Source organism: Nonomuraea sp. 3N208 (assembly GCF_052245935.1).
Taxonomy (GTDB): domain Bacteria; phylum Actinomycetota; class Actinomycetes; order Streptosporangiales; family Streptosporangiaceae; genus Nonomuraea.
Map to the genome: position 1 here is coordinate 179,743 of NZ_JBQQBR010000002.1, position 25,198 is coordinate 204,940.

Genomic DNA, 25,198 nt, shown 5'->3' on the forward strand with positions numbered 1-25,198 from the left:
CGGTCGCTTTGGCGGTGTCCGGGGCTTGTGGGTGCTTGCGCCATGCCGTTCGTCCGGGCGTTCCCGGTGGTGGCGTCTGGTAGACGTTATTCGTGACCGACTCCGACGACGCCCTTCTGCCGCTCGACGCCGTGCGGCCCCCGGCGTCGTCGAAGGACACGAAGGGCGCCGTCGTCCCCGCTCCGGAGCGGCCGGTGGCCAGGGTGGCCGTGGACAACCCCCTGCCGCACCTCGACCGTGCCTTCGACTACCTGATCCCCGCGTCCATGCACGAGACGGCCCAGCCAGGGGTGCGGGTGCGGGTGCGGTTCGCGGGCAAGCTGGCCGACGGGTTCCTGCTGGAGCGGGTTGAGGAAAGCGAGCACGAGGGCAGGCTGACGCCGCTCGAACGTGTGGTGTCCCCAGAGCGGGTGCTGACGCCGGAGATCGCCGAGTTGGCCAGAGCGGTCGCCGACCGGTACGCCGGCTCCCTCACCGACGTGCTTCGGCTCGCCATCCCGCCCCGCCACGCCAGGGCCGAGGGGGAGACGCCCAAGCCGGACGCGCCGGCCGCCTCGGAGATCCGAGCGGACACCGCCCTCCGGCCGGCCGAACCGGCGCAGGGCGGGAGCGCCTGGGATGCGTACCCGACCGGCCCTTCGTTCCTGGACGCTCTGCGCAACGGGCGTGCGCCCCGGGCCGTGTGGTCGGCCCTGCCCGGCGCCACGGGGTGGGCCGGCGCGATGGCCGAGGCGGTGCGGGCGACGCTGGACGGGGGCAGGGGAGCCGTCGTCGTCGTCCCCGACGGCAAGGACGTGGCGCTGGCCGACGGCGAGTTCGCACGGGTGCTCGGCCCCGGCAGGCACGTGGCCCTCACCGCCGACCTGGGTCCCGCCGAGCGCTACAGGCGGTGGCTGAAGGTGCTGAGGGGCCAGGTACGCGCCGTCGTCGGCACCCGCGCCGCCATGTTCGCCCCCGTCGCCGAGCTCGGTCTGGTGGCCATCTGGGACGACGGAGACGACCTGCACGCCGAGCGCCTGGCCCCCTACCCCCACGCCCGCGAGGTCCTCGGCCTCAGAGCCCACAGGACCGGCGCGGCGATGCTGATCGGCGGATACGCCCGTACCGCCGAGGCCACGCAGCTCATCGCCGGTCGATGGGCCAGGCCCATCGTGGCGGCCCGCACGACGATCAGGAGCCTCGCCCCCCGCGTACGGCCCGCGGGAGAGGACGCCGAGCTCGCCAAGGACCAGGCCGCCCGCCTGGCCCGGCTGCCCAGCCTCGCGTGGCGGGCCCTGCGCCAAGGGCTGGAGAGCGGGCCTGTCCTGGTCCAGGTCCCGAGGCGCGGCTACCTGCCCGTGCTCGCTTGCCGCCACTGCCGCGCCCCCGCCCGCTGCGCCCTTCCACCCACCCGCATGACCCCGGTCCTCTTGGCGGCGGCCGTCCCGCCCCGCGGGGGCGCCGGGGCCGGCTCCCCGACGGCACTCCCGCTGGCCGGGCCGTTCGGCGGCCTTACGCCGGACGAGCCAGGCCTTACGCCGGGCGAGCCAGAGGCTCCTGGAAGGCTGGATGGCCCGGCGTCCATAGGGCCGTTGGGCGGTGGCGTGGCGTCCCTGGTGGCGCAGGACGAGCCGGCGCCCATCTGCCACGGGCCGCTCGCGCTGAGAGGCGGCCACGCAGCCCCCTACTGCCGCTGGTGCGGGCGGGTGGACGCCGACTGGCGGTGCCCCTCCTGCGGCAGCCCGCGCCTGCGCGCCGTGGTCGTCGGCGCCCGGCGCACGGCCGAGGAGCTGGGTAGGGCCTTCCCCTCGGTCCAGGTACGCACCTCCGGCCGCGACGGCGTGCTGGCCACCGTGCCCGCCACCCGAGCCCTGGTCGTCGCCACGCCCGGCGCCGAACCCGTGGCAGAAGGCGGCTACGCGGCGGCTGTGCTGCTCGACGGGTGGGCGCTGCTCGGCCGGGCCGACCTGCGGGCCGGAGAGGAGGCCGTACGCCGCTGGATGAACGCCGCCGCGCTCCTCCGCCCCGCCGCCGAGCTGGTGGTGCTGGCGGACGCCGCGCTGCCCGCCGTACAGGCCCTGCTGCGGTGGGACGCCGTCACCCACGCCGAGCGCGAGCTGGCCGACCGGGCCGAGCTGGGCTTCCCGCCCGCGGTCAGGATGGCGACGCTCACCGGCGCGGCGAGTGCGGTCAGGCAGATGCTCGACGAGGTACGCCTCCCGGCCGACGCCCAGGTGCTCGGTCCCGTCCCCGTGGACGACGCCGGCCAGGAACGCGCCATGATCCGCGTGCGCAGGAACGGTGGCGCCGCGCTGGCCGCCGCGCTCAAGGGGGCCAGTGGGGTGCGCGCGGCGCGTAAGACGCCAGATGTCGTGAGGGTGAGTGTCGACCCTCTCGACCTGATTTAAACCATTTCCCCGATTCGCTCATCTGGGGACCAGCCGTTAGCGTGCCCATGTGTCGATCGAATGGGTGAACCAGGCCATCGACGACCTGCGTGCCTGGGGGCGCGCGCGGGAAGTCGACGTCGATGCGGACGAGGTCCGCCTGCTCTGCGACTACGCCAGCGACTACCTCAACGTCAACGAACTCGGCGATTTCACTCCGGAAACCTTCGACGAGCTGCTCCTTTCCATCTACCCGCGCAAGGTCATCGCGCCTCCGGAGAGCGCGCAGGAGACCATCGCCGCCGCCCGTACGTTCGTCGGCTACCTCAGCGAGGCAGGCGCGGTGCCCGAGGAACGGGCGGCGCGGATGCGCGCGCGGCTCGACGACATCGAGCCGCGCATGCCCGAGGCGCTCGCCGACCCCGCCAACTTCGGCATGGCCAAGAGCCTGTTCAGCGCCATCGGCCCTGAGTCGCTCGAGCAGTCGATCGCCATCCCGTCCGGCGAGCTGCCCGACCTGGGCTCTGAACTGGACGACGCGCCCTGCGACTGCCCGGGCTGCACGCCGTTGCCGCCCGCCAGGCTGGCCCCGCCCGAGGCGCTCCTCGCCGCGCTCAGGACCGTGCCAATGCTGCGGGAGTGGCCGCTGCCGAGCACCGGCGAGCCGCTGCGCGAATGGGCCGAGGCCGTCGCCCGCATCCTCGATCGCGACACGCGCGGCGCGATCACCGGCTCATCCGAAGTCGACGAGGGTCTCTACGACCTGTTCGACATGCTCTACCGGCTCCAGGTACGCGTGCCCGTCAGCGTGATCGGCGAATACCTCGACGAGATCGCCGGCGACGGCGGGCTCGACCTGGCCGCCGTGCTCGACCGGCTGGCCTGGTGCGGCATGATCAAAGTCGAGGGCGACGACGCCGAGCTCACCCCGCTGGCCGTCTGGGCGCTGCGCGAGCACTACCTGTCGCTCGGCCTCGACGCCCCCCAAGCCCCGGACCTGGCCGACGCCGACGCGCACGTCCTCATCGAGGGTCTGCTCGACGGCGTGCCCGCCGAGCTCGCCGAGGACGACATCAGCCGCTGGCTGAGCGGCAGGACGGCCGGCGAGGCCGCAGGCGAGCTGCTGGCCGCCGCCTCGGGCGCGCCCGCCGTGGCCCGCGGCATCGCGATCACCATCGTCGACCGGCTCGGCGCGGAAGCCGAGCCCCACGTCCGCGACTACCTCGACGATCAGGAGCTGCGGCCGCACGCCATCCACTGGCTGGCCGCCCGCGGCCTGTCCGCCCCGCAGCTCACCCAGGAGGAGTTGCTCTGGGTCAGCGTCGACATGCTCGCCCTGGCCATGCCCGCGGCCGAGGAGGACCCCGAGATCTTCGCCGAGAACATGGCCGCCTCCGGCCCGCCCGCCCATATGATCGAGGAGATGTGGCGGGTCGACCACCCCGATGTCGTCGAGGTCCTGGAGCTGCTCGGACGCTCCATCCCCGACGGCACGGTCGCCAAGGCGGCACGCAAGGCCGCGTTCAAAGCCCGCTCCCGCGCCATCCGTTGAGTACGCTCATGTGACGGCTGTGCAGTAAGTTTCGTGGGTGGCCAACAACGTCTTCGACCTCTCCGAGCTGCGCAAGCTGATCGATGAGCAGGCCGCTGTGCCGCCACGGCCGGCCGAGGAGCCTCCCGCGGAGGAGCACGAAGCGCTGACCTTCCCGCCGGTCCTGCTGGCGCCGGACGCCGAGCTGGCCGCGGCGGTGTCCGCCGTGCCGATCGTGGCCGACGCCATCAGGCTCACCACGTGGACGGGCGCCCGCGAGGTGAGCGCCGACGGGCACCTCCGCGAGGCCGACGCGGCGGCCGCCGCCGAGCAGCTCGCTCTGCCCGCCGCCCGGCTAAGGCTCGTCTGGATCGTCGCCGTCAACACCGGGCTGCTCCGGATCATCGGTGGCCGGGTCTCCCGCGGGCCGCTGTCGACGCAGCTCACGGTGGAGGCCACGCTGGAGTTCTGGGACGGCGTCGTCATGGACGTGCTCGACCGCGCCGACGACGGACTGACCGGCTCGGCCGTGGTCGACGGCCACCTGGCGGAGATGCTCGCCACGATCTACTCCGTGCGCTCCGGCGTGGCCACCGCCAACCTCGCCAGGGGCATCCTGCAATCCCACGAGGTCGCCTTCGCACCAGGGCCCGTCGAAATGCGCAGGATCGCCGCCGCGCTGCCCGCCGAGCTGCTCGAGGCGCTGTCGCTGCTGTCGTACTGCGGCCTGGTCGAGCAGACCGCCGCGGGCCGCACCGCGCTCACCCCGCTCGGCGTCTGGGCCATCCGCCGCGATCTGCTGCGCGAAGGCCACGACGCGCCGACGACGGAGGAAGTGGAGGTGTTCGCCGACCTCTCGGCGGCCGAGCTGGTCGAGGCGCTCGTCAAGGGCTCGGCCACGCAGAGCGCCGTCGCCGGCTGGCTGGAGCGCCGCGCACCGGAGTCGGCCGCCCGCGACCTGATCGAGATCGCGGCGTCCGGCACGGCCGGCCAGCGCGGCGCGGTCGGCGCGATTCTGGAGGAGCTGGGCCCAGAGGCCGAGGCACCCGTCAGGCAGGCGCTCGGCCACCCGATGACGCGCCGCTACGCCGCGTCCTGGCTGCACATCCGCGACCTGGAGGCGCCGCCGCTCAGCCCCGAGGATCACACGTGGATCGCGGTCGACTCGCTGGCCGCCCTCATGCATCTGTCCGGCCCCGCCGCGGGCCGGCTCGACCCGCCCGAGCCGGGAGAGGACCTGATCAAGCTCGTCGCCGAGATGCCCGGAGTCGATCACCCTGACACGATCGCCGTGCTCGACATGCTGGCCGCCGCCCACGACGACCAGGCGGTGGCCAAGGCGGCCCGCAAAGCCGCGATGAAGGCCCGCTCGCTCGAGCACACTAAACTGGGCTGATCCACGCTTGCAGAGCTCGAGAAACGGAGTGACCCCTTGGCGATCCAGTCGATCCGGCTGTTCGGTGACCCAGTGCTGCGCACCCCGGCGGCCCCGGTCGTCGACTTCGACAAGGAGCTTCGCAAGCTGGTCAAAGACCTCACCGACACGATGATGGACGCGCCCGGCGCGGGCCTCGCGGCCCCGCAGATCGGCGTCGGCCTCCGGGTGTTCACCTACTACGTGGACGACCAGCTCGGCCACCTGATCAACCCCGACCTCGACCTGTCCTCCGAGCTCGACGAGGAGGGCGAGGAAGGCTGCCTGTCCTTCCCCGGCCTGTCGTTCCCGACGCCGCGCGCGATCCGCGCCGTCGCCAAGGGCTTCAACATGCACGGGGAGCCCGTCGTGCTGGAGGGCACCGACCTCATGGCCCGCTGCTTCCAGCACGAGACCGACCACCTCGACGGCATCCTGTTCATCGACCGCATGGACCCCAAGCAGCGCAAGCTGGCCATGAAGGCGGTCCGCGAGGCCGAGTGGAGCGGCCTGTCCGCCCCGATGGTCAAATACTCGCCGCACGCGACCGGCGGAAGGGCGCTCTGAGAGCATGCGTCTGGTCTTCGCGGGCACACCGGACACGGCGCTGCCCTCGCTGCGCACCTTGATCGACTCGCCGCGGCACGAGGTGGTGGCGGTCGTCACCCGCCCCGACGCCCAGTCAGGGCGAGGACGCAAGGTCCACCCGTCTCCGGTGGCCGCGCTCGCCGAGGAGACGGGCATCGAGGTGCTGCGCCCGCTGAAGGCCGGTGACCCGGCCTTCCTCGACCGGCTGCGCGCGCTTGAGCCCGACTGCTGCCCGGTGGTGGCGTACGGGGCGCTGCTGCCGCAGTCCGCGCTCGACGTGCCCCGCCACGGGTGGATCAACCTGCACTTCTCGATCCTGCCCGCCTGGCGGGGCGCCGCGCCCGTCCAGCACGCGATCCTGCACGGTGACGAGATCACCGGCGCGACCACGTTCCAGATCGTCAAGGAGCTGGACGCCGGGCCGGTCTACGGCGTGGTCACCGAGGAGATCCGCACCGCCGACACGAGCGGGACCCTCCTGGAGCGGCTGTCGGTCTCCGGGGCGGGGCTGCTCGCCGCCACCCTCGACGGCGTCGAGGACGGCACCCTGGAGGCCCGGCCTCAACCGGCCGACGGCGTCACCATCGCGCCCAAGATCAACGTCGACGACGCCCAGGTGGACTGGGCCAAGCCCGCCATGCACGTGGACCGGCTGATCCGGGGCTGCACTCCCAACCCCGGCGCGTGGAGCGAGTTCAGGGGCCATCGGATCAAGCTGGGGCCGGTCGTGCCGGCTCCCGGTGAGCGGCTGGCGCCCGGCGAGATCGCCGCCACCAAAACGAGCGTGCTGGTCGGGACCGCCACCGACGCCGTGCGGCTGGGTGAGGTGCAGCCGCAGGGCAAGCGGCTGATGGAGGCCGTGGAGTGGGCTCGGGGAGTCCGCCCGGAGGGCAAAGAGACCTTTGAGTGACCCGATCGGGGAAGTCTGACGGTATGAGGACCAGGGGGGACCAAACGGCCAGAAGCGGCGCAAGCCGCGGTACGCCTGGCGGCGGCCGTGGCGCGGCAGGTGGTGCTGGCCGGGATGCGGCTGGCGGCCGAGGCGCGGGCAGCGGTGCGGGCCGGGATGCGGCAAGCGGCCGAGGCGCGGGCAGCGGTGCGGGCCGAGGCGCGGGCGGCGGCGGAGGACGTTCGCGTGGGCCGAGCAGGCCGCCGCGCGACCCCGCCCGCAACGCCGCCTACGACGTTGTGCGCGCCGTCGACGAGCGCGACGCCTACGCCAACCTGCTACTCCCTCGCCTCCTCCGCGACCGCGGCATCAAGGGCCGCGACGCCGCGCTGGCCACCGAGCTCGCCTACGGGACGCTGCGTGGCCTCGGCACCTACGACGCGATCATCGAGCTGTGCAGCGACCGCACGCCCGACCCCGACGTACGCGACGCCCTGCGGCTCGGCGCACACCAGCTCCTGCGCATGCGCGTACCGCCGCACGCGGCCGTCGGCACCACCGTCGACCTCGTACGCCTGCGCGTCGGCCCCGGCGCGGCCAAGTTCGCCAACGCGGTCCTGCGCAAGATCGCGTCCAGGACGCTCGAGGACTGGCTGCCCATCGTCGCGCCGGACCCGGCCGACGACCCCGTAGGCCACCTCTCCGTCGCCTACGGCCATCCACGGTGGATCGTCACGGCCTTCCGCGACGCGCTCGGCGGCGACGGCGAGCTGCCCGACCTGCTCGACGCCGACAACGCCCGACCGCTGGTGACGCTGGTCGCACGGCCCGGGCGCAGCTCGGTCAAGGAGCTCGAGGAGGCGGGCGCCGCCCCGGGACGCTACTCCCCATATGCCGCGTACCTGCCCGAAGGCGATCCCGGACGGATCGAGGCCGTGGCCGGGACGCGTGCCGCCGTGCAGGACGAGGCCAGCCAGCTGGTGGCGCTCGCCCTGACCCGGGTACCGGTCGAGCGGGAGGGCGAGGAGCTGTGGCTCGACATGTGCGCCGGGCCCGGCGGCAAGGCAGGGCTGCTCGACGCCATCGCCACCCACGGTGATCCTTCCGGGTTCCCGGGCGGGGCCCGGCTGCTCGCCGCCGACTTGCAGTACCACCGGGCCCGGCTGGTCTGGCAGACCACCCGGCACGCGTCCGTGGTGACCGCGGACGGGACGGAGCCCGCGTGGCGGCCGGGCGTGTTCGACCGGATCATGCTCGACGCGCCGTGCACCGGGCTGGGGGCGCTGCGGCGACGGCCCGAGGCGCGGTGGCGGCGCGATCCGTCCGGCATCGCCGAGCTCGGCAGGCTGCAGCGGCGGTTGCTCGGCGCAGCGCTGGACGCGGCGCGGCCCGGCGGGGTCGTGGCGTACGTCACCTGCTCGCCGCACCTGGCCGAGACCCGGGTCGTGGTGGGGGACGTGACCGGGCGCAGGGACGATGTCGAGCAGCTCGACGCCCGGGACTACCTGCCCGAGGTGGACGGACTGGGAGACGGCCCGCACGCCCAGTTCTGGCCGCACCGGCACGGCACCGACGCCATGTTCCTGGCCCTGCTCCGCAAGAGACCCTGACGCGCGCCTGCTTCTACACGGGACGGATGCAGTCGGTTGAATTGTCGTTCCCGTGGGCAGATGTGGTCGGATCGATGCCGTGGATTTCCTGGACGACCTTCATAGAGCGGAGCTGGAGCCGATCATCTGGCTCCAGCAGTGGCCGGACTGGGTACGGCCGGTGTTGGAACTCGTGTCCGTGTTCGGCACGGACACGTTCTTCCTGCTGTGCCTGCCCGTCCTTTATTGGTGCGTCGACCCCAAACTCGCCCTGCGGCTCGCCCTCACGGTCATGGTGTCAGCGGCGGCCAACGCGATCGGCAAGCTGGCCGCCCACCAGCCCCGGCCGTACTGGATCGACCCCCGGGTGCGCCCGCTCTCCCTCGAAGGGGCCTTCGGGCTGCCGTCGGGACACGCCCAGAACGGCACCGCCGGCCTGGGCCGGCTGGCCGTGACCGCAGGACGGCCGTGGGCGTGGTGGACGGCGGGCGCGCTCACGGCGCTGGTCTGCCTGAGTCGCGTCTACCTGGGAGTGCACTTCATCTCGGACGTGGTGGCCGGGGTGCTCCTCGGTGCGGCCGTGCTGCTGCTCGTGCACAAGCTGGAACGCCCGCTGACGGCGTGGTGGCGCGGGCTGGAGCTCTGGGCGCAGCTGGCGGCCTCGGCCGTGCTCTCCGGGGCGCTGATCGGCGCCGCCGCGCTGGCCAACGCCCCGTACGCCGGCTGGTCCCTGCCCGCGGCCTGGAGCTCGGCAGGCCGGATCGCGCCCGAGAGTCTGATCACGATCGTCACCATGGCGGGCGTGCTGTTCGGCACGCTGGCCGGGGCGTCGATCATGTACAGGATCGGCTGGTTCGACGCGGGCGGGCCGCTCGGACTGCGCGCCGCCCGGTGGCTGCTCGGCACGGCCGTGGCCGTGCTCATCTGGTACGTCCAGGGCGAGCTGCCCCAGACCGGCGTGGTCACGTACGGCGGATACGCGCTGCTGGCACTGTGGGTGCAGCTGGGGGCGCCGCTGACGTTCATCAAGCTCGGGCTGATGTCCCGGGTGAGGCAGGCGCAGGCCGTTCACTAGACTCGGGAGAATCATGGCCGTACAGATCTCGCCCAGCATCCTCGCCGCCGACTTCGCCAGGCTCGCCGACGAGGCCGCCGCCGTGCCCAACGCCGACTGGCTGCACGTCGACGTCATGGACTACCACTTCGTGCCCAACCTCACCCTCGGGCTGCCCGTGGTCGAGGCGCTGCGCAAGGCAACCGCGACGCCGCTCGACTGCCATCTCATGATCGCCGACCCGGACCGCTGGGCGCCACAGTACGCCGAGGCCGGGGCCGGCAGCGTGACCATCCACGCGGAAGCGGCCAGGGCCCCGATCCGCACGCTGCGCGAGATCCGCTCGCTCGGCGCACGGGCCGGCCTCGCGCTCAACCCTGCCACCGCCGTCGAGCCCTACGAGGACCTGCTCCCCGAGATCGACATGCTGCTGCTGATGACCGTCGAGCCCGGGTTCGGTGGGCAGAAGTTCCTCGACGGCGTGCTGCCGAAGATCCGCCGGGCTCGGGCGCTCGTCCAGCGGCACGGCGGGCGGATCTGGGTGCAGGTGGACGGGGGAGTGGACGCCGAGACCATCGGGCGCTGCGCCGAGGCGGGCGCCGACGTGTTCGTGGCCGGCAGCGCCGTCTACGGCGCCTCTGACCCGGTGGCGGCCGTCGACGAGCTGCGTGCCACCGCCACCCGCGCCATGACGTGAAATATCCCCCTTAGTCCGTCTGGCGGGGCCTTTCCGACGGGCGTGCAACAGTTTCCGCAGCCTGTTCCTCTCGGAGGAGAAGGAACGACGAAGGGCGAGAACTGTTGGAAGGCGATCCCCGTTTCGCGGAGTTCGTCGCCGAACGCGGCGACGCGCTGCTGCGCTACGGCTACGTGCTGGCCGGCAATCCGCACGATGCGGCGGACCTGGTCCAGGAGGCGCTGCTCAAGCTGCGCGGCGCCTGGCATCGATTGCGTCTGAAGGACAACCCGGAGAGCTACGCGCGCACCACGATGGCCAGGCTGCACATCGCCGGCTGGCGGTTGCGCAGGCGCGAGCAACTCGCCTGGGACCCGCCTGAGCGGGAGCACCACGACGAGTTGCCCAGCGGCGACGAGCAGAGGATGTGGCAGGCGCTGGCCTCAGCTACACGGTCGGGGACGACCTCTACGTGATCGACCTGGCCAGGATCCGGTAGCCGTTCGCCAGATCGTCCGTTAACGGCACCCCCTAGCTGGGTAATTCTTCACTTATGGGCGACCATGGGATCTTCGGCCCCAGTTCGGTGACGTGGCGGGTGATGGGGGAGCCCATCCTCCTGGTCGGCGGCATCCGGGCTCTGCTCATGCAGGGGCTGCATCCGCGGGCGATGCGCGGAGTGCTGCAGAACTCCGCGCTCATGGATCCGAACGAGGCGTGGTCGCGCTTCGTGCGCACCACCGAGTTCGTCCGCGTGCGCACGTACGGGACCTGCGCCGAGGTCGAGAAGGCCGGCCGCCGGGTCCGCAAGATCCATGCCAGGCTGACCGCCTACGACCCGGACGCCGGCACCACGTTCCGCCTGGACGAGCCGGAGGCACTGCGCTGGGTGCACGTCGGCGAGGTCGACTCCTACCTGTCCGTCGCCCGGCGGGCGGGCGTGCGGCTGACGGACGACGAGGCGGACGCGTTCGTCCACGAGTGGCGGCGGGCCGCCGAGGTCGTCGGGCTTGAGGGTGCGGACGTGCCCGGTTCGGTGGCCGAGCTGCACGACTACATCGAGGCCGCGCGTCCCGGGCTGCGTTTCGTACCCGAGGCCGCCCATCCGCTGCGCCTGTCGCTCAACGCGCCGCTCCCGCGTCTGCTGCTCCCGCTCAAGCCCGCCGTGCCCGCGCTGATGATCCTTGCCTTCGCCACCCTGCCACGCTGGGCCAGACGGTTGTACGGGCTGCCCGCCACGCCCGTCGGCGACCTGTGGGCGACCGCGACGCTGCGTACCCTGCACACCGGGCTCGGCCTGGTCCCCGCCCAGGTCCGCTACTCCCCGGCGGCCCGCCGTGCGCACCGGCTGACCGCCGCCTGAAGCGGACGCTTGGTTAAAAGGGTGGGGGCGGTCGCGTCCGTTGTTTCGGGCATGGCACACTGATAGCGAAGAGAGCTAGCGTGCTCCGGGGTCGGTGAAACTCCGAACCGGCGGTGAAAGTCCGCGACCCGGCCGATGCCATCGGCCGGTTGATCCGGTGAAATTCCGGGACCGACGGTTAAAGTCCGGATGGGAGGTAGCGCGCGAGGTGTCCGGCGTATCGCCGGATGCCTTCTGTGGTGCATCGCGCATCACGTGAGTCCCCCGGGGCCCGCCGTGGCTTGGAGCTACTGGCGAGTAGGAGACCCGGGTGGAGATACCCGAGCGGGACGCCGCGCACATGGCGCGCGCCGTCGAGCTGGCCGGGCACGGACACGGCACCACCAGCCCCAACCCCGTCGTGGGCTGCGTCGTGCTGGACGCCGCCGGAGCAGTGGCCGGCGAGGGGTTCCACGCGTACGCGGGCGGTCCGCACGCCGAGGTCGTGGCGCTGGCGCAGGCGGGGGAGCGGGCCAGGGGCGGCACCGCGTACGTGACGCTCGAGCCCTGCGACCACACCGGCCGGACGGGGCCGTGCAGCGCGGCACTGCTCGACGCGGGGGTCGCGCGGGTCGTGGTCGCCGTCGCCGACCCCAACCCCAAGGCGGCGGGCGGCGCCGTGCGGCTGCGGGCCGCCGGCGTCGCCGTGACGATGGGCGTTCTGACGGGTGCGGCCGAGCGGGTCAACGAGGAGTGGCTCACCTACGCGCGGCTCGGGCGCTCTCACGTGACCTGGAAGTTCGCCGCCACGCTCGACGGCAGGTCGGCCGCCGAGGACGGGACCAGCCAGTGGATCACCTCCCCGGAGGCGCGGGCCGACGTGCACCGGTGGCGGGCGGCCTCGGACGCGATCGTGGCGGGCATCGGCACGGTCTTGTCCGATGACCCCCGCCTCACCGCCCGCCCCGCCGCCGACCCGCGTCTCGCCGCGAACGCCGGCTCCGCTCCGAACGCCGGCCGTGCGGCGAGTCTGAACGCCGGCCGTGCGGCCGGTGCCGGCTCCGGCTTGGACGTCGGCTCTGGCGCACATGCCGATTCCTGGGGTGGCGCGCACGCCGGCGATGGCGGTGGCGCCGGCGGTGAGCATTCCGCGACGGCAGCCGCCGCACGTGCTGCGGCAAGCGGGAGCGGGCGCGTAGCGGGCACTGTGCGCGGGGATGGCGCGGTGGAACCCCTCGCCGGCCACCGCACCACAGGCGTCCACCACGGCGCCGGGCGTGGCGACGGAGCGGGTGCCGGGCACTCGGCGGCGGCTGACGGGCGCGTGACGGGCGTCGGCGGGGCAGCGGGTGTTCGGGCTCCGCTGCGGGTCGTCGTCGACACCGAGGGCAGGACGCCGCCGGACGCCAGGGTCCTCGACGACGAGGCGCCGACGCTGATCGCGGTCGCCGACGACGTCACGACCGATCTCAAAGCCGAGCTCCTGCGCCTGCCCCGCCACGGAGACGGCCTGGACCTGCGCGCCCTCCTGCTCGAGCTGGCCGCGCGCGAGGTCGTCAGCGTGTTCGTGGAAGGCGGCCCCACACTGGCCGGCGCGTTCCTGCGCGAAGGCGTGGTCGACCGGGTGGTCGCGTACATCGCGCCCGCGTTGCTCGGCTCCGGGCGGGCCGCACTCGGCGCTGCCGGGGTGGAGACGATCGGCCGGATGCACCGCCTGACATTTGACGAAATTTCCCCCATAGGGCCGGATATACGACTAATTGCCCGGCCCATCGCACAACCAGGCAGGGAGCAGTGATGTTCACCGGAATCATTGAGGAAAAAGGCGAGGTCGTCGCCATCGACCGGGCCGGCGGCGGCGCCCTGCTGTCGGTACGCGGCCCCATCGTCACCTCCGACGCCAAGCACGGCGACTCGATCGCCGTCAACGGCGTGTGCCTCACGGTCGTGCGGGTCGAGGGCGACGTGTTCACGGTCGACGTGATGAGGGAGTCCCTCGACCGCAGCTCCCTGGGCCGCCTCACCGAGGGCTCGCCGGTGAACCTGGAGCGGGCCGTACGCGCCGACCAGCGCCTCGGCGGCCACATCGTGCAGGGCCACGTGGACGGCACCGCCGTGCTGCTGTCCCGCGACCCCGGCGACAGCTGGGACGACCTGCGTTTCTCCCTGCCGGAGCCGCTGAGCCGGTACGTCGCCGAGAAGGGCTCGATCGCGATCGACGGAATCAGCCTGACGGTGACGACGGTTGATGACGACAGCTTCGGCGTGAGCCTCATCCCGACCACGCTGAAGCTCACCACCATGGGCGAACGCCAGATGGGCGACGAGGTGAACATCGAGGTCGACGTGATCGCGAAGTATGTGGAAAGGCTGGTGGCCAGACAGTGAACTGGGCGAACGCCGGATTCACCGTATTCGGCACACACGTGCTCTGGACGGACCTGATCGGCAACATCGCCGCGCTGTCCACGGTCCTGCTCGCCATACGGAAATCGATATGGACATGGCCGGTCCAGTTCACCGGCTCGGTGCTGCTGTTCATCGCCTCGATCAACGCGCACATCACCGGGAACGCGCTCAAGCAGGCCATGTTCGCGGGCCTGGCGATCTACGGCTGGTGGGCGTGGCGGCGCGGCACGCAGAACGGCAAGCAGCTGGCCATCAGGCCCGCCGAGTGGTGGGAGCGTCTGGTGCTGATCGCCCTCATGCTCCTGGGCACGGCGGCGGTCGGGGTGCTGTTCTTCTACACCGGCCTGTCGTGGGGGGCGCACGTCCCGCTGCCCGAGGGCGCCTTCCTGGTGGCCGCCGACGCCTACATCTTCGTCGGCAGCGCCCTCGCCACCTGGGCCCAGGGCCGGGCGCTGGTGGACTTCTGGATCGTGTGGGTGGCGGTGGACCTGGTCGGGGTGCCGCTGGCGTTCAGCTCGGGGCTGGTCGTCTCCGGCGCCGTGTACGGCGTGTTCTTCGTCCTGGTCCTCATCGGTTTCGTGAAGTGGCTGCGCGAATACCGGTCCTCCCCGCTGGCCATGGCGGAGGCGGCGGCGTAATGAGCGACATCAAGCTCGACCCGATCGAGCGCGCGATCGAGGACATCCGCAACGGCAAGCCCGTCGTGGTGGTCGACGACGAGAACAGGGAGAACGAGGGCGACCTCATCTTCGCCGCCGTGAAGGCCACGCCGGAGTTGTGCACGTTCACGATCAGGCACACCAGCGGGATGATCTGCGTGGCCATGGAGGGCGACGAGCTCGACAGGCTCGGGCTGCCGCTCATGGTGTTCCAGAACAGGGAGCGCATGCGCACGGCGTACACGATCACCGTGGACGCCCGCGACGGCGTCACCACCGGCATCTCCGCCGCCGACCGGGCCAAGACCATCCGCACGCTCGCCGACTCCGCCACGGAGCCCAACGAGCTCGTCCGCCCCGGGCACATCTTCCCGCTGCGCTACCAGGAGGGCGGCGTGCTGGCCAGGCGCGGGCACACTGAGGCGGCCGTGGACCTGTCCAGGCTGGCCGGGCTGTCGGCGGCGGGCGCGCTGGCCGAGGTCGTCAACGACGACGGCACCATGGCCAGGCTGCCCGAGCTGCGCCGCTTCGCCGACGAGCACGACCTGGCCCTGGTCTCCATCGAGCAGCTCGTCGACTACCGGCGGCGGGCCGAGAGCATGGTCGCCAGGGTCGCCGAGACGCGGCTGCCGAACGTGTACGGAATGTGGCGGGCCTACGGCTACTCCAGCGCTCTGGACGGCGGGGAGCACGTCGCGCTCGTCTACGGCGACCTGAGCGACGGCGAGAACGTCTTGGTCCGGGCGCACTCCGAGTGCCTGACCGGCGACGTGTTCGGCTCGCTGCGCTGTGACTGCGGCGTGCAGCTCGACAACGCCATGTCGGCCATCGCGCAGGAGGGCCGGGGCGTGATCGTCTACCTGCGCGGCCACGAGGGCCGGGGGATCGGGCTGCTGGCCAAGCTCAGGGCGTACAGCCTGCAGGACAACGGCAGCGACACCGTCGACGCGAACGTGGAGCTGGGGCTGCCGGTGGACGCGCGGGAGTTCTCCAACGCCGGGCAGATCCTCGCCGACCTCGGGGTCAAGTCGGTGCGGCTGCTCACCAACAACCCGGCCAAGCTCAAGGGCATGGACGGGTACGGCATCAAGGTCCTCGGCCGCGAGCCCATGCCCGTGGCCATGAACCCCTACAACGAGCGATACCTGATGGCCAAGCGCGACCGCCTCGGCCACGACATCTCGGAGGCCTCATGAGTGGGGAAGGACGGCCGGGCGTCACGGCGCCCGATGCCTCGGGGCTGACGGTGGGGGTGGTGGCGGCCGGCTGGCACGCCAAGATCACCGACCAGCTGGTGGCGCGGGCCGTGCAGGCCTGCGACGACAGCGGCGCCAGGGCCACCGTGGTCCGGGTGCCGGGCTCGCTGGAGATCCCGGTGGTCGCCCAGGCGCTGGCCCGCCGCTGCGACGCGGTGGTGGCGCTGGGCGCGGTCATCCGAGGGGAGACTGCCCATTTCGACTACGTCTGCGACTCGGTGACCTCGGGCCTGACCCGGATCTCGCTGGACGAGGAGACCCCGGTCGGCAACGGCGTGCTCACCTGCGACACGCTCGACCAGGCCCTGGACCGGTCAGGCCTGCCTGGGAGCAAGGAGGACAAGGGGTATGAGTCGGCCGTCGCCGCGCTCGAGACCGCCCTCCTCCTGCGGAACCTCCGCTGAGCTGCGGTAGGTTTCCGTTCGTGTCAGAGCCCGTCCCGCCTCCACCCCTGCCCGTCACCTGGCGTCCACGCCGGCCGAGGATCGTCGCGTACGGCTTCGCCCTGCTGATCGTGCTGGGGGCGGTGGTCATGGCCGTCTTCATCGCGGAGCCGTTCAAGCTGCCCGACCGGGTGGCGATCGTGGCATTCGGCTGCGCGGTGGCCTTCGTGCTGCATTTGCTAGGGCGGGTGCGGGTGGAGGCCGACGACGAGGGCGTCACGATCGTGAACGCGCTCCGTACGCATCGGTATACGTGGCCGGAGATCCTGGAGGTCACGCTGCTGGTGGGGGACCCCTGGCCGAAGATCGACTTCTCGGACGGGCGGACCATCGGCGCCATGGGCATCCAGGGCTCCGAGAAGCCCCGCGCCCGCCGGGCCACGGCCGAACTGGAGGCCTTGATCCGGGAGCGCGGGGAGGCGCGCGACAATTAAGCGTTGTCGGCCTTCCGCTTGGTGATCGACAGCTTACTTTGAGCGATCGGCGACCGGCGGGAATGTCATCGAGCCGGGTGGCGACGTAGCCTGAAGGCGTGCTGCGGCGGACAATCAAGGCAATGGACATCGACTCGCCGGAGAAGCTCATCGAGCTTCTCGACCGGCACGCCTACCTGGCCGACCAAGGACTGGCCACGGCCGCCTTCCTGGCGCTGAAGATGGGGCGGCCGCTCTTCCTGGAAGGGGAGGCGGGGGTCGGGAAGACCGAGCTGGCCAAGACGCTCGCGACGCTGCTCAAGGCGCCGCTCATCAGGCTCCAGTGCTACGAGGGGCTGGACGCCGCCCAGGCGCTGTACGACTGGGACTTCGCCCGGCAACTGCTCCATCTCAAGGCCGCGGAGGCGGCAGGGATCACGGACGTGGGCAGGCTCGAGGGGGAGATCTACGATCGGCGGTTCCTGATCGCGCGGCCGCTGCTCAAAGCCATCGAGACGCAGCCGAGCGTGCTGCTCGTGGACGAGGTCGACCGGGCCGACGACGAGTTCGAGGCGTTCCTGCTGGAGGTGCTGTCCGACTTCACGATCTCGATCCCGGAGCTGGGCACGGTCAGGGCGAAGACGCCGCCCGTGGTCGTAGTGACCTCCAACCGGACGCGGGAGGTGCACGACGCGCTCAAGCGGCGCTGCCTCTACCACTGGCTGGAGCACCCCAGCTTCGATCGGGAGGTCGCCATCCTGCTGCGGCGCCTGCCGGACTGCACCGAGACGCTGGCCACGCAGGTGGCGAGGGCGGCCGAGCGGCTGCGGCAGGCCGACCTGGTCAAGCCGCCCGGGGTGGCCGAGACGCTGGACTGGACGGAGGCGCTGCTCACGCTGGGGGCCAAGGAGCTCGACCCGGGCCTGGCCGCGGCCACGCTGGGGGCGGCGTTGAAGTATCGGGAGGACGTCGCGAACGTGCTCGGCAACGGGCTGCTCTCCCATGCGTGATCCCATGGGTGATCCGATGAGTGAGCTCGTCGCCACCGTGACGGGGTTCGTCAGGACGCTGCGCGCGGCGGGGGTGGGGGCCGATCACGACCGTACGCAGAGCATGGTGCAGGCGCTCGACCACCTCGACGTGACCGACCAGGGCGAGGTCTACTGGGCCGGGCGGCTCACGTTGTGCGCGACGCCCGACGATCTGCCCAGGTACGACCGGTGCTTCGCCGCCTACTTCGGCGGTCAGCGGGCGACGATGGCCCGGACGAGCACGACCACCGTCACCAGGCACCTGGCCACCCGGGAAGACGCCGAAGAGGGCTCCGACGACGGCACGGCGGCGCCCGCGACCGCCAGCCGGGCCGAGATCCTGCGCCACCGCGACGTGGCCAGGCTGACCGAGGCCGAGCGGGCCGAGGTGCACCGGATGCTGGCCATGCTGAGGAGCGGCCGGGCGCGGCGGCGCTCGCGCCGGTTCGAGAGCGCCCACCGGGGCAGCCTGGACCAGCGCCGCACCATCCGTGACGCGCTCAGGAAGGGCGAGGTGGCCAGGCTCCGTTACAAGAGGCACACCACCAGGCCCCGCACGGTGGTGCTGTTCGTGGACGTCAGCGGCTCCATGGCCCCGTACGCCGAGACGTTGCTGCGCTTCGCCCACGCGCTGGTCAGGAGCGAGCCGCGGACCACCAGGGTCTACTCGGTCGGCACCAGGCTCACCCCGATCACTGCCGAGTTGCGGCACCGCGACCCGGGCACCGCGCTCAACGAGGTGTCGAAGGTCATACCGGACTGGAGCGGCGGAACCCGGCTGGGGGAGGAACTCAGGGAGTATCTCTCCCGGTTCAGCGCGCGAGGGGCGATCGCGGTGATCGCCTCGGACGGGTGGGAACGTGGTGATCCTGAGTTGCTGGGCACGCAGATGGCCAGGCTGGCCAGGCAGGCGTACCGGGTGATCTGGGTCAACCCGCACAAGGGGTACGAGGACTACCAGCCGCTCACCGGTGGCATGCGGGCCGCCCTGCCGTACCTCGACGACCTGGTGGCCGGGCATAGCCTGGCCGCGTACGAGCAACTCAGCGAAAGGCTCGCCCATGCGTGACGTGCTGCGGGACATCCTGCCGTGGTGGAGGTCGGGGCTCAAGTTCGGGTTGGCGACAGTGGTGGGCACGTTCAGCAGCGCGCCGCGGCCGCCGGGCGCGGCCATGGCGGTGCGCGGCGACGAGGTGGTCGGCAGCGTGTCCGGTGGGTGCGTCGAGGGCGCGGTGTTCGAGCTGGCGACCGAGGCCGACGCCCCGGTCCTGCAGCGGTACGGCGTGAGCGACGACGACGCGTTCGCTGTCGGCCTCACCTGCGGCGGCATTATCGACATCCTGGTCGAACCCATCTCGATTGAGACATTTCCGGAATTGGGGGAGATAGCGGCGTCCGTTGAGGCGCACGAGCCCGTCGCCGTGGCCACCGTCGTCTCAGGCCCCGGCCAGGTCGGCGCCCGCAGAATCATCTGGCCGGACCGCTCGTCGGGCACCCTGGGCCTGGAACGCCTGGACGAGGCCGTGGACGACGACGCCCGCGGCATGCTCGCGCAGGGCCTGACCGGCATCCGGCACTACGGCGGGCAGGGCGAGCGGCGGCTGGACGATCTTGCGGTGTTCGTGAACTCGTTCGCGCCGCCGCCGCGCATGCTGGTGTTCGGCGCCATCGACTTCGCCGCCGCGGTGGCCAGGGTGGGCAAATTCCTCGGCTACCACGTCACGGTCTGCGACGCCCGGCCGATCTTCGCCACCGCCAAACGGTTCCCCGACGCCGACGAGGTCGTGGTCAAGTGGCCGCACGACTACCTGGCGTCCGTGCAGGTGGACGAGCGTACGGTGATCTGCGTGCTCACCCACGATCCCAAGTTCGACGTGCCGCTGCTGGAGGTGGCGCTGCGTACCGACGCCGGTTACGTCGGGGCCATGGGCTCGCGCCGCACCCACGAGGACCGGCTCGACCGGCTGCGCGAGGCCGGCCTCACCGATGAGGAGCTGGCCAGGCTGAGGTCCCCGATCGGGCTCGACCTCGGAGCGCGCACGCCCGAGGAGACGGCCGTGTCGATCGCCGCCGAGCTGATCCAGCTGCGCTGGGGCGGTACGGGCCGGCCGCTGTCCGCCACCGAGGGCCGCATCCACCACGAGGCCCCATGAGATCCGGCAGGGTCGCGGGGCTGCTGCTGGCCGCCGGCCAGGGTGCCCGGCTCGGCACGCCGAAGGCGCTGGTCGAGTACGCGGGCGAGCGCCTGGTCGACCGCGGCGTGCGACTGCTGGACGAGGGCGGCTGCCACCCCGTCGTGGTCGTGCTGGGAGCGGCCACCGTGCAGGTGCGCGGCGCGGTCACCGTACGCAACCCGGACTGGGCGTCGGGCATGGGCTCCTCCCTGCGCGTCGGCCTCGCCGCGCTGCCGGAGGAGGCGGAGGCCGTCGTGATCGCACTGGTCGACCAGCCGCTGATCCGGCCGGGCGCGGTGCGCGCGCTGATCGGCGCGGGCGCAGGCGTGGCGGTCGCCACGTACGCGGGGAAGCGCAGGAACCCCGTGCTGATCGCCCGGGAGCACTTCGCGGAGGTGGCCGAGCGGGCCGTGGGCGACGTCGGCGCCCGCCCGTTCCTGAAGGCGCATCCCGAGCTGATCATGGAGGTGCCGTGCGACGAGCACGGCGATCCCTCCGACATCGACACGCCTGCCGATCTGAGCTTGCTACAGGCGGAATGAGGCGATGGCCGCCCGGTGGTCGCTGCCGGTCGCCGGGGCCACGCCCGCCTCGGTCGCCTTCATCCCCTTGAACAGGATGTGATCCGGCCGCGTGATCGGGAACCTCGCCGGCCACGTGAACCCGAACCCCTCGCCCGCCACGCTCTGCGCGTCGGTCAGCGGCGGGGTCAATCCCCGCATGCCGCGGTCGGTGGTGGCGGTGTTGAGGTCGCCGAGCAGCAGGATCCGCTTGCTGGAGTCGGCGTCGACGAGCTTGCGCGCCTGCGCGAGCGAGGCGTCGCGGGAGGCGGTGTGCCCTGGCCGGGCCGAAGCCAGGTGCATGACGTAGACGGTGACCTTGCCCTTCGGCGTGGCGACCACCGCGCGCAGGGCCCGCGGCCAGCCCAGGCCGACGTCCAGCGGCTTGGACTCGCTGATCGGGTAGCGGCTCCACAGGCCCACCGTGCTGACCGGGTAGTGGTACTTGAACATCTTGCTGAGCTGTTTGGCCGCGGGTCCGCCGCTGGTGAGCTCCTGGGCGGCCAGCAGGTCGAGGTCCTTGGCGATCGCGCGTACGGCCTCGCCCGAGGCGCTGTTGCGCACCCCCACGTTGACCGTGCCCACGGCCAGGTCACTGGGCCCGCCCGGGGACGTGCGAAACAGCGTGGAGCCGAACATCGCCGCCCACACCACGCCCGGCACCAGAGCCGCCGCGGCGGCCGGCGTGGAACGAGCCAGCGCGGCACCCACGAACAGCAGCGGCACGGACAGCCCGATCCACGGCAGCAGGCTCTCCAGCACGGGCGTGAACCCGCCGAGCGCGGGGATCAGCTGGTGCCCCGCCAGGCCCGCGGCCACGACGACCGACAACACCACCACAACCCGTCCCAGCACCCGAACCAGGCTCCTCGTTCGACTCGCGATCCCGCGTGATTTTACAGTTACTCATCGTTATGGCGTGCCCTGTCATCTGGCGACGCAGGGCACCCTCCCCCTCGGCCCCGGCCGGGCCGGCGTCCGGAGGGGACATGCGCCACCGGTCCGGCGCACGCCGCCGGCGCAAGGGAGTGCTGACGATGGGCGCTCGGCCAGTCAGAGACGCTAGCCGCTCTCAGGCCGACACGCACACGCTGTAGGCTCCCCGATAGAAACGGAACAACATTCGGTTCATGGGGAGCCCGGCATGCGGATCGGTATGGCACTCAACTACTCGGGCGGCTTCAAGGAGTCGGTCGCCGAGCTGGCCGACTACGAGAAGGCCGGACTGGACATCGTGTTCGTGGCCGAGGCCTACAGCTTCGACGCCGTGAGCCAGATGGGGTACATCGCGGCCAAGACCGAGCGGCTGGAGATCGCCTCGGGCATCCTGCCGATCTACTCGCGTACGCCGACGCTGCTGGCCATGACGGCCGCGGGCATGGACTACGTCTCCGACGGCCGTTTCACGCTCGGCCTCGGCGCGTCGGGGCCGCAGGTGATCGAGGGGTTCCACGGGGTGCCGTACACCGCGCCGCTCGGGCGTACCAGGGAGGTCATCGAGATCTGCCGCAAGGTGTGGCGGCGCGAGCGGCTGGAGCACGCAGGCAAGAACTACACGGTGCCGCTCCCGCCGGACCAGGGCACGGGCCTCGGCAAGGCCCTCAAGATCATCAACCATCCGGTACGCCCCCGCATCCCCATCGTGGTCGCCGCCATCGGGCCCAAGAACGTCGAGCTGGCCGCCGAGCTGGCCGAGGGCTGGGAGCCGATCTTCTACGTGCCTGAGAAGGCCGGCGAGGTGTGGGGCCCGTCGCTGGCCGCGGGCCAGGCCAAGCGGGATCCCGAGTTGGGCGAGCTGGATGTGATCGCGCAGGCGGCGCTCGCGATCGGCGAGGACGTTGCGGGGCTCCTGGAGTTCGGGCGGCCGATGGCGGCTCTCTACATCGGCGGCATGGGCGCCAAGGGCAAGAACTTCTACAACGACCTGGCCAGGCGCTACGGCTACGAGAAGGAGGCCGAGCGGATTCAGGACCTCTACCTGCAGGGCAAGAAGGACGAGGCGGCCGCGCTGGTGCCGGGCGAGCTGCTGGAGAAGATGTCACTGATCGGCGGCGAGGGGTTCGTGCGCGACCGGGTGCAGGCGCTGAAAGAGTCGGGGGTGACCACGCTCAATGTGACGCCGCTCGGCAGGACGCACGAGGACCGGGTGCGGCTGATCGAGAAGATCAAGGAGATCGCCGGCTAGCGGGGTGAATCCTCGCCCACCGAGGCTCCGGCCGGCCCCCGTCGGCACGGCCGGCCTGATCGCCGCCGCGCGGCCTACTCGTAGGACAGCAGGTCGCCCGGCTGACAGTCGAGCGCCTCGCACAGGCGGGTCAGCGTGGAAAAGCGGATCGCCTTGGCGTGGCCGTTCTTGAGAATCGACAGGTTGACCACGGTGATCTCCACGCGGTGTGACAGCTCGGTGAGCGTCATGCCCCGCTCCTGGAGCAGCTCGTCGAGGCGGACCCTGATGGCGCGCTCACCCATCAGATGGTGGCCTCGACCTCTTCGAGCAGGGCCAGGCCGCGCCGTACGATCTCCGACACGCCCAGCGCGGCGAACCCCGCCACAACGGCCCCGAGCACCTCGCCCGGCGGCCAATGGATCGGATGGGTCTCCGCAAGCAGCATGGAGGAGAGTATGGCCTCCGCAACCATCCCGATCGCGGCCGACACGAGGGAGCCGGCGATCAGGATCCAGCCGAGCCTGCGCAGGTCGCGGCCCGTCGCGGCGGAGAACAGCGCCCGGTCGCCCATCGTCGCTCGCCGCAGCGCGCGGACCAGCGTGAACAGCGCGAGCACCCACGTGGCCGTGCCGGGACCCCACAGAAGCAGGTAAAACAGGCCGGCGAGCGGTGCGGCGCCCTCCGGGCGGACCACCACCTCGGCGGTCGCGTCGCCGACCGTGGCGCCGGGCGCCGCCATTCCCTCGGCCGGCACGTCGAACACGCGCAGCGGGATGCCGATCCCCGCGGGCGTGCCGAAGAAGGCCATGCCGGCGGTCGCGGCGAGACCGGCCAGGGCGCCCAGGCAGCCCAGGACGAGCCCGAAGCTCAGCAGGATCTGGAGTCGGATCAACCATCGTGTGGACATAACGATAATCGTAAATAACGAAAGTCGTTATGTCGAGACCGGTTGTGAGGCGGAGGGGGCAGTGGGGCCCTATGGTGGGTCGCAAATCCTGATGTTCGAGTAATTGGCGGGGATATGTCCGACGCGACGCCGGTCGCCGGCCGGTACCGGCTTGACGAGCTCATCGGCAGCGGGCCCATGGGCGAGGTGTGGCGGGGGTACGACACGCGGGCCGACTGGGTCGTGGCCGTGAAGATGCTCGGCGCCAAAGCCGCGGAGGCCGCCACCCGCGAGAGGCTCAGACGGCACGCCCAGGCCGTGGCCAAGGTGATCCATCCGAACGTGGCCATGGTGCTGGATGTCGGCGAGCACGATGGGACCCCGTTCCTGGTGATGGAGTACCTCACCGGGCTCAGCCTGGGCGAGGAACTGGCGGCCGGCGGGCGCATGAAGATCGTCGACGTGTGTGATCTCATCGGGCAGGCCGCGGCGGGGCTGGACGCCGCGCATCGGGCCGGGGTGGTGCACGGGGAGATCGATCCTGACAGTTTCCGGCGGGCCGGGAGCGGGGTGCTCAAGGTCGTCGGATTCGGGCTCGGTGATGAGGAACCGTCGGCGATCGACGGCCGGTACGTGGCGCCCGAGCGGGCCGCCGGGGGGAAGGCGCAGGCCTCCGGGGACGTGTACGCGCTCGGGTGCGTCTGCTACGAGCTGCTCTGCGGCCGCCCGCCCATCGAAGGGGGCGGTGCCGATGTGGCTGGTGGCGCCGCTGTGAGTGATGGCGAGCCTGTGCCGCCCAGCGCATACCGGGCCGAGGTGCCCGCCGAGTTGGACCGGCTGGTGCTGGCCATGATCGCTGAGGATCCGGCGGCACGGCCGTCCAGCGGCGAGGCGATCAGGCGGGCGCTGGCCGCCATCGCCCGGCCGCGCGCCAACCCGAGCGCGACGCCCGTCACCGGCGCCGCCTTCCGCGACGGCGTGGTGACCGGGCCCGCGCGGTCCGCAGGCAACGCCGGGCCCGCGGGTGCTGTGCACGGTGGTGGGCCTGTTGGGACAGGCCCAGTGGTCGCCGCGGGGCACAATGCCACCGAGATCTATCAGCCGGCCGAACCCGGCGCCGGCGGGCCGTTCGGCGGTGGCGGGGCTCGGGCCGGTGATACCGCCGTCTACCAGGCGGGTGAGCTGGAGGCGGCGGCGCCCTCGTCCAACCGGAAGCTCTTCGTGCAGCTCGGCGTGGCCGTGGCGGTCATCGTCGCGGTGACCGTGGGCATGGTGATGTGGGCGGGGGCACGCCAGGACCCTGCGGCGGTGATCACGCCGAGCGCCACGCCCACCACATTCGCGCCGCCCAGCGAGACGCCCACGCAGACGCCGACCGGCGATCCGTCCCCAGACGTGGTGGCCACGATCCCGCCGGACATCGACCAGCCCAGCGAGTCGGCGCGTCCCAAGGCCACTCTGGGGGACGTGATCCCAGCGGGCGGGTGGGGCACGTGGCTGGACAGGTTCGACGAGGCGGTGTCGATGCAGGAGAGCTCTGGCGGGATCAACCCCAAGGTCGCCGCCAAGATTCGGGAGAAGATCCAGCAGGCGGCCAGGAAGGTCGATGAGCGGCGCCAGGACGCGACGCTCGACAAGATCGCCGGTGTGTACCGGGACCTGCAGCAGGCCCAGCAGCAGGGCGAGATGGAGTCGTCGGGACCCTTGGCGGATTTCATAAATGACTGGCGCATTTTGGACAGGTGAGCATC

At 71.9% G+C, this 25,198-nt stretch carries 24 protein-coding genes, 1 pseudogene and 1 riboswitch; of the genes and pseudogenes, 22 read left to right on the top strand and 3 right to left on the bottom strand.

Annotation, left to right across the window (positions count from 1 at the left end):
- The first annotated feature begins 92 nt into the window (after nt 1-92).
- The 20 genes and pseudogenes from ACTWPT_RS03245 to ACTWPT_RS03340 all read left to right on the top strand — a co-directional run bounded on the left by ACTWPT_RS03245 (nt 93) and on the right by ACTWPT_RS03340 (nt 20,376).
- The gene (locus tag ACTWPT_RS03245; protein WP_443175703.1) at nt 93-2,387 is read left to right on the top strand and encodes a primosomal protein N'; all 2,295 of its coding nucleotides are present in this window, start codon (nt 93-95) and stop codon (nt 2,385-2,387) included.
- A 49-nt stretch (nt 2,388-2,436) separates the two neighbouring features.
- Entirely contained in the window at nt 2,437-3,918 is a 1,482-nt protein-coding gene (locus ACTWPT_RS03250; protein ID WP_443175704.1) for a hypothetical protein, read from the top strand.
- A 37-nt stretch (nt 3,919-3,955) separates the two neighbouring features.
- Nucleotides 3,956-5,293 (top strand): hypothetical protein, encoded by a 1,338-nt coding sequence (locus ACTWPT_RS03255; RefSeq protein ID WP_443175705.1) that lies wholly within the window; start codon nt 3,956-3,958, stop codon nt 5,291-5,293.
- Between the two features lie 36 nt (nt 5,294-5,329).
- Nucleotides 5,330-5,878: a peptide deformylase gene (def, locus tag ACTWPT_RS03260; RefSeq protein WP_443175706.1), complete on the top strand. Its 549-nt coding sequence runs from the start codon at nt 5,330-5,332 to the stop codon at nt 5,876-5,878.
- Nucleotides 5,879-5,882: 4 nt separating this feature from the next.
- A complete protein-coding gene (gene fmt, locus ACTWPT_RS03265; protein WP_443175707.1) occupies nt 5,883-6,809 on the top strand; it encodes a methionyl-tRNA formyltransferase in 927 nt (308 codons plus the stop codon).
- A 194-nt stretch (nt 6,810-7,003) separates the two neighbouring features.
- Nucleotides 7,004-8,398 (top strand): annotated as a pseudogene (locus ACTWPT_RS03270) (RsmB/NOP family class I SAM-dependent RNA methyltransferase); the annotation flags it as partial.
- Between the two features lie 79 nt (nt 8,399-8,477).
- The gene (locus ACTWPT_RS03275) at nt 8,478-9,452 is read left to right on the top strand and encodes a phosphatase PAP2 family protein (protein ID WP_443175708.1); all 975 of its coding nucleotides are present in this window, start codon (nt 8,478-8,480) and stop codon (nt 9,450-9,452) included.
- Nucleotides 9,453-9,465: 13 nt separating this feature from the next.
- On the top strand, nt 9,466-10,128 hold the full coding sequence (gene rpe, locus ACTWPT_RS03280) for a ribulose-phosphate 3-epimerase (protein WP_443175709.1): 663 nt from the start codon (nt 9,466-9,468) through the stop codon (nt 10,126-10,128).
- Between the two features lie 104 nt (nt 10,129-10,232).
- A complete protein-coding gene (locus tag ACTWPT_RS03285) occupies nt 10,233-10,583 on the top strand; it encodes a sigma factor (protein ID WP_443175710.1) in 351 nt (116 codons plus the stop codon).
- Nucleotides 10,584-10,660: 77 nt separating this feature from the next.
- Nucleotides 10,661-11,470 (top strand): oxygenase MpaB family protein, encoded by an 810-nt coding sequence (locus tag ACTWPT_RS03290; protein ID WP_443175711.1) that lies wholly within the window; start codon nt 10,661-10,663, stop codon nt 11,468-11,470.
- Between the two features lie 76 nt (nt 11,471-11,546).
- Nucleotides 11,547-11,677: riboswitch (FMN riboswitch) on the top strand.
- Nucleotides 11,678-11,780: 103 nt separating this feature from the next.
- Nucleotides 11,781-13,247, top strand: coding sequence for a bifunctional diaminohydroxyphosphoribosylaminopyrimidine deaminase/5-amino-6-(5-phosphoribosylamino)uracil reductase RibD (gene ribD, locus ACTWPT_RS03295; protein ID WP_443175712.1), 1,467 nt, complete (start codon nt 11,781-11,783; stop codon nt 13,245-13,247).
- On the top strand, nt 13,247-13,837 hold the full coding sequence (locus ACTWPT_RS03300) for a riboflavin synthase (RefSeq protein ID WP_443175713.1): 591 nt from the start codon (nt 13,247-13,249) through the stop codon (nt 13,835-13,837). Before ribD ends, ACTWPT_RS03300 begins: the two co-directional genes overlap by 1 nt.
- Nucleotides 13,834-14,496 (top strand): nicotinamide mononucleotide transporter family protein, encoded by a 663-nt coding sequence (locus ACTWPT_RS03305; protein WP_443175714.1) that lies wholly within the window; start codon nt 13,834-13,836, stop codon nt 14,494-14,496. The genes ACTWPT_RS03300 and ACTWPT_RS03305 overlap by 4 nt, the downstream gene beginning before the upstream one ends.
- Nucleotides 14,496-15,713 carry a bifunctional 3,4-dihydroxy-2-butanone-4-phosphate synthase/GTP cyclohydrolase II gene (locus ACTWPT_RS03310; protein WP_443175715.1) on the top strand — a complete coding sequence of 406 codons (1,218 nt, stop codon included), beginning with the start codon at nt 14,496-14,498 and terminating at the stop codon, nt 15,711-15,713. Before ACTWPT_RS03305 ends, ACTWPT_RS03310 begins: the two co-directional genes overlap by 1 nt.
- The gene (gene ribH / locus ACTWPT_RS03315) at nt 15,710-16,177 is read left to right on the top strand and encodes a 6,7-dimethyl-8-ribityllumazine synthase (RefSeq protein ID WP_443175716.1); all 468 of its coding nucleotides are present in this window, start codon (nt 15,710-15,712) and stop codon (nt 16,175-16,177) included. The genes ACTWPT_RS03310 and ribH overlap by 4 nt, the downstream gene beginning before the upstream one ends.
- A 20-nt stretch (nt 16,178-16,197) precedes the next feature.
- The gene (locus tag ACTWPT_RS03320; protein WP_443175717.1) at nt 16,198-16,650 is read left to right on the top strand and encodes a PH domain-containing protein; all 453 of its coding nucleotides are present in this window, start codon (nt 16,198-16,200) and stop codon (nt 16,648-16,650) included.
- A 122-nt stretch (nt 16,651-16,772) separates the two neighbouring features.
- Nucleotides 16,773-17,639, top strand: coding sequence for an AAA family ATPase (locus ACTWPT_RS03325; RefSeq protein ID WP_443175934.1), 867 nt, complete (start codon nt 16,773-16,775; stop codon nt 17,637-17,639).
- A 16-nt stretch (nt 17,640-17,655) separates the two neighbouring features.
- Nucleotides 17,656-18,729, top strand: coding sequence for a vWA domain-containing protein (locus tag ACTWPT_RS03330; protein ID WP_443175718.1), 1,074 nt, complete (start codon nt 17,656-17,658; stop codon nt 18,727-18,729).
- Nucleotides 18,722-19,813 carry an XdhC family protein gene (locus tag ACTWPT_RS03335; protein ID WP_443175719.1) on the top strand — a complete coding sequence of 364 codons (1,092 nt, stop codon included), beginning with the start codon at nt 18,722-18,724 and terminating at the stop codon, nt 19,811-19,813. Before ACTWPT_RS03330 ends, ACTWPT_RS03335 begins: the two co-directional genes overlap by 8 nt.
- Nucleotides 19,810-20,376 (top strand): nucleotidyltransferase family protein, encoded by a 567-nt coding sequence (locus ACTWPT_RS03340; RefSeq protein ID WP_443175720.1) that lies wholly within the window; start codon nt 19,810-19,812, stop codon nt 20,374-20,376. Before ACTWPT_RS03335 ends, ACTWPT_RS03340 begins: the two co-directional genes overlap by 4 nt.
- Here ACTWPT_RS03340 and ACTWPT_RS03345 read toward each other — a convergent pair.
- Nucleotides 20,362-21,249 (bottom strand): endonuclease/exonuclease/phosphatase family protein, encoded by an 888-nt coding sequence (locus ACTWPT_RS03345; RefSeq protein WP_443175721.1) that lies wholly within the window; start codon nt 21,247-21,249, stop codon nt 20,362-20,364. The two genes, ACTWPT_RS03340 and ACTWPT_RS03345, sit on opposite strands and share 15 nt — an antisense overlap.
- 289 nt (nt 21,250-21,538) lie before the next feature.
- Here ACTWPT_RS03345 and ACTWPT_RS03350 point away from each other — a divergent pair, with 289 nt between their 5' ends.
- On the top strand, nt 21,539-22,579 hold the full coding sequence (locus ACTWPT_RS03350; RefSeq protein ID WP_443175722.1) for an LLM class F420-dependent oxidoreductase: 1,041 nt from the start codon (nt 21,539-21,541) through the stop codon (nt 22,577-22,579).
- 74 nt (nt 22,580-22,653) lie between these two features.
- On the opposite strand, the gene ACTWPT_RS03355 is transcribed toward ACTWPT_RS03350, so the two are convergent.
- Both ACTWPT_RS03355 and ACTWPT_RS03360 read right to left on the bottom strand, forming a co-directional pair.
- Nucleotides 22,654-22,863 (bottom strand): helix-turn-helix domain-containing protein, encoded by a 210-nt coding sequence (locus ACTWPT_RS03355; protein ID WP_443175723.1) that lies wholly within the window; start codon nt 22,861-22,863, stop codon nt 22,654-22,656.
- A complete protein-coding gene (locus ACTWPT_RS03360) occupies nt 22,863-23,468 on the bottom strand; it encodes a DUF2975 domain-containing protein (protein ID WP_443175724.1) in 606 nt (201 codons plus the stop codon). Before ACTWPT_RS03360 ends, ACTWPT_RS03355 begins: the two co-directional genes overlap by 1 nt.
- Before the next feature lie 114 nt (nt 23,469-23,582).
- On the opposite strand from ACTWPT_RS03360, the gene ACTWPT_RS03365 reads away from it, so the two are divergent.
- On the top strand, nt 23,583-25,193 hold the full coding sequence (locus tag ACTWPT_RS03365) for a serine/threonine-protein kinase (protein ID WP_443175725.1): 1,611 nt from the start codon (nt 23,583-23,585) through the stop codon (nt 25,191-25,193).
- Nucleotides 25,194-25,198: the final 5 nt, after the last annotated feature.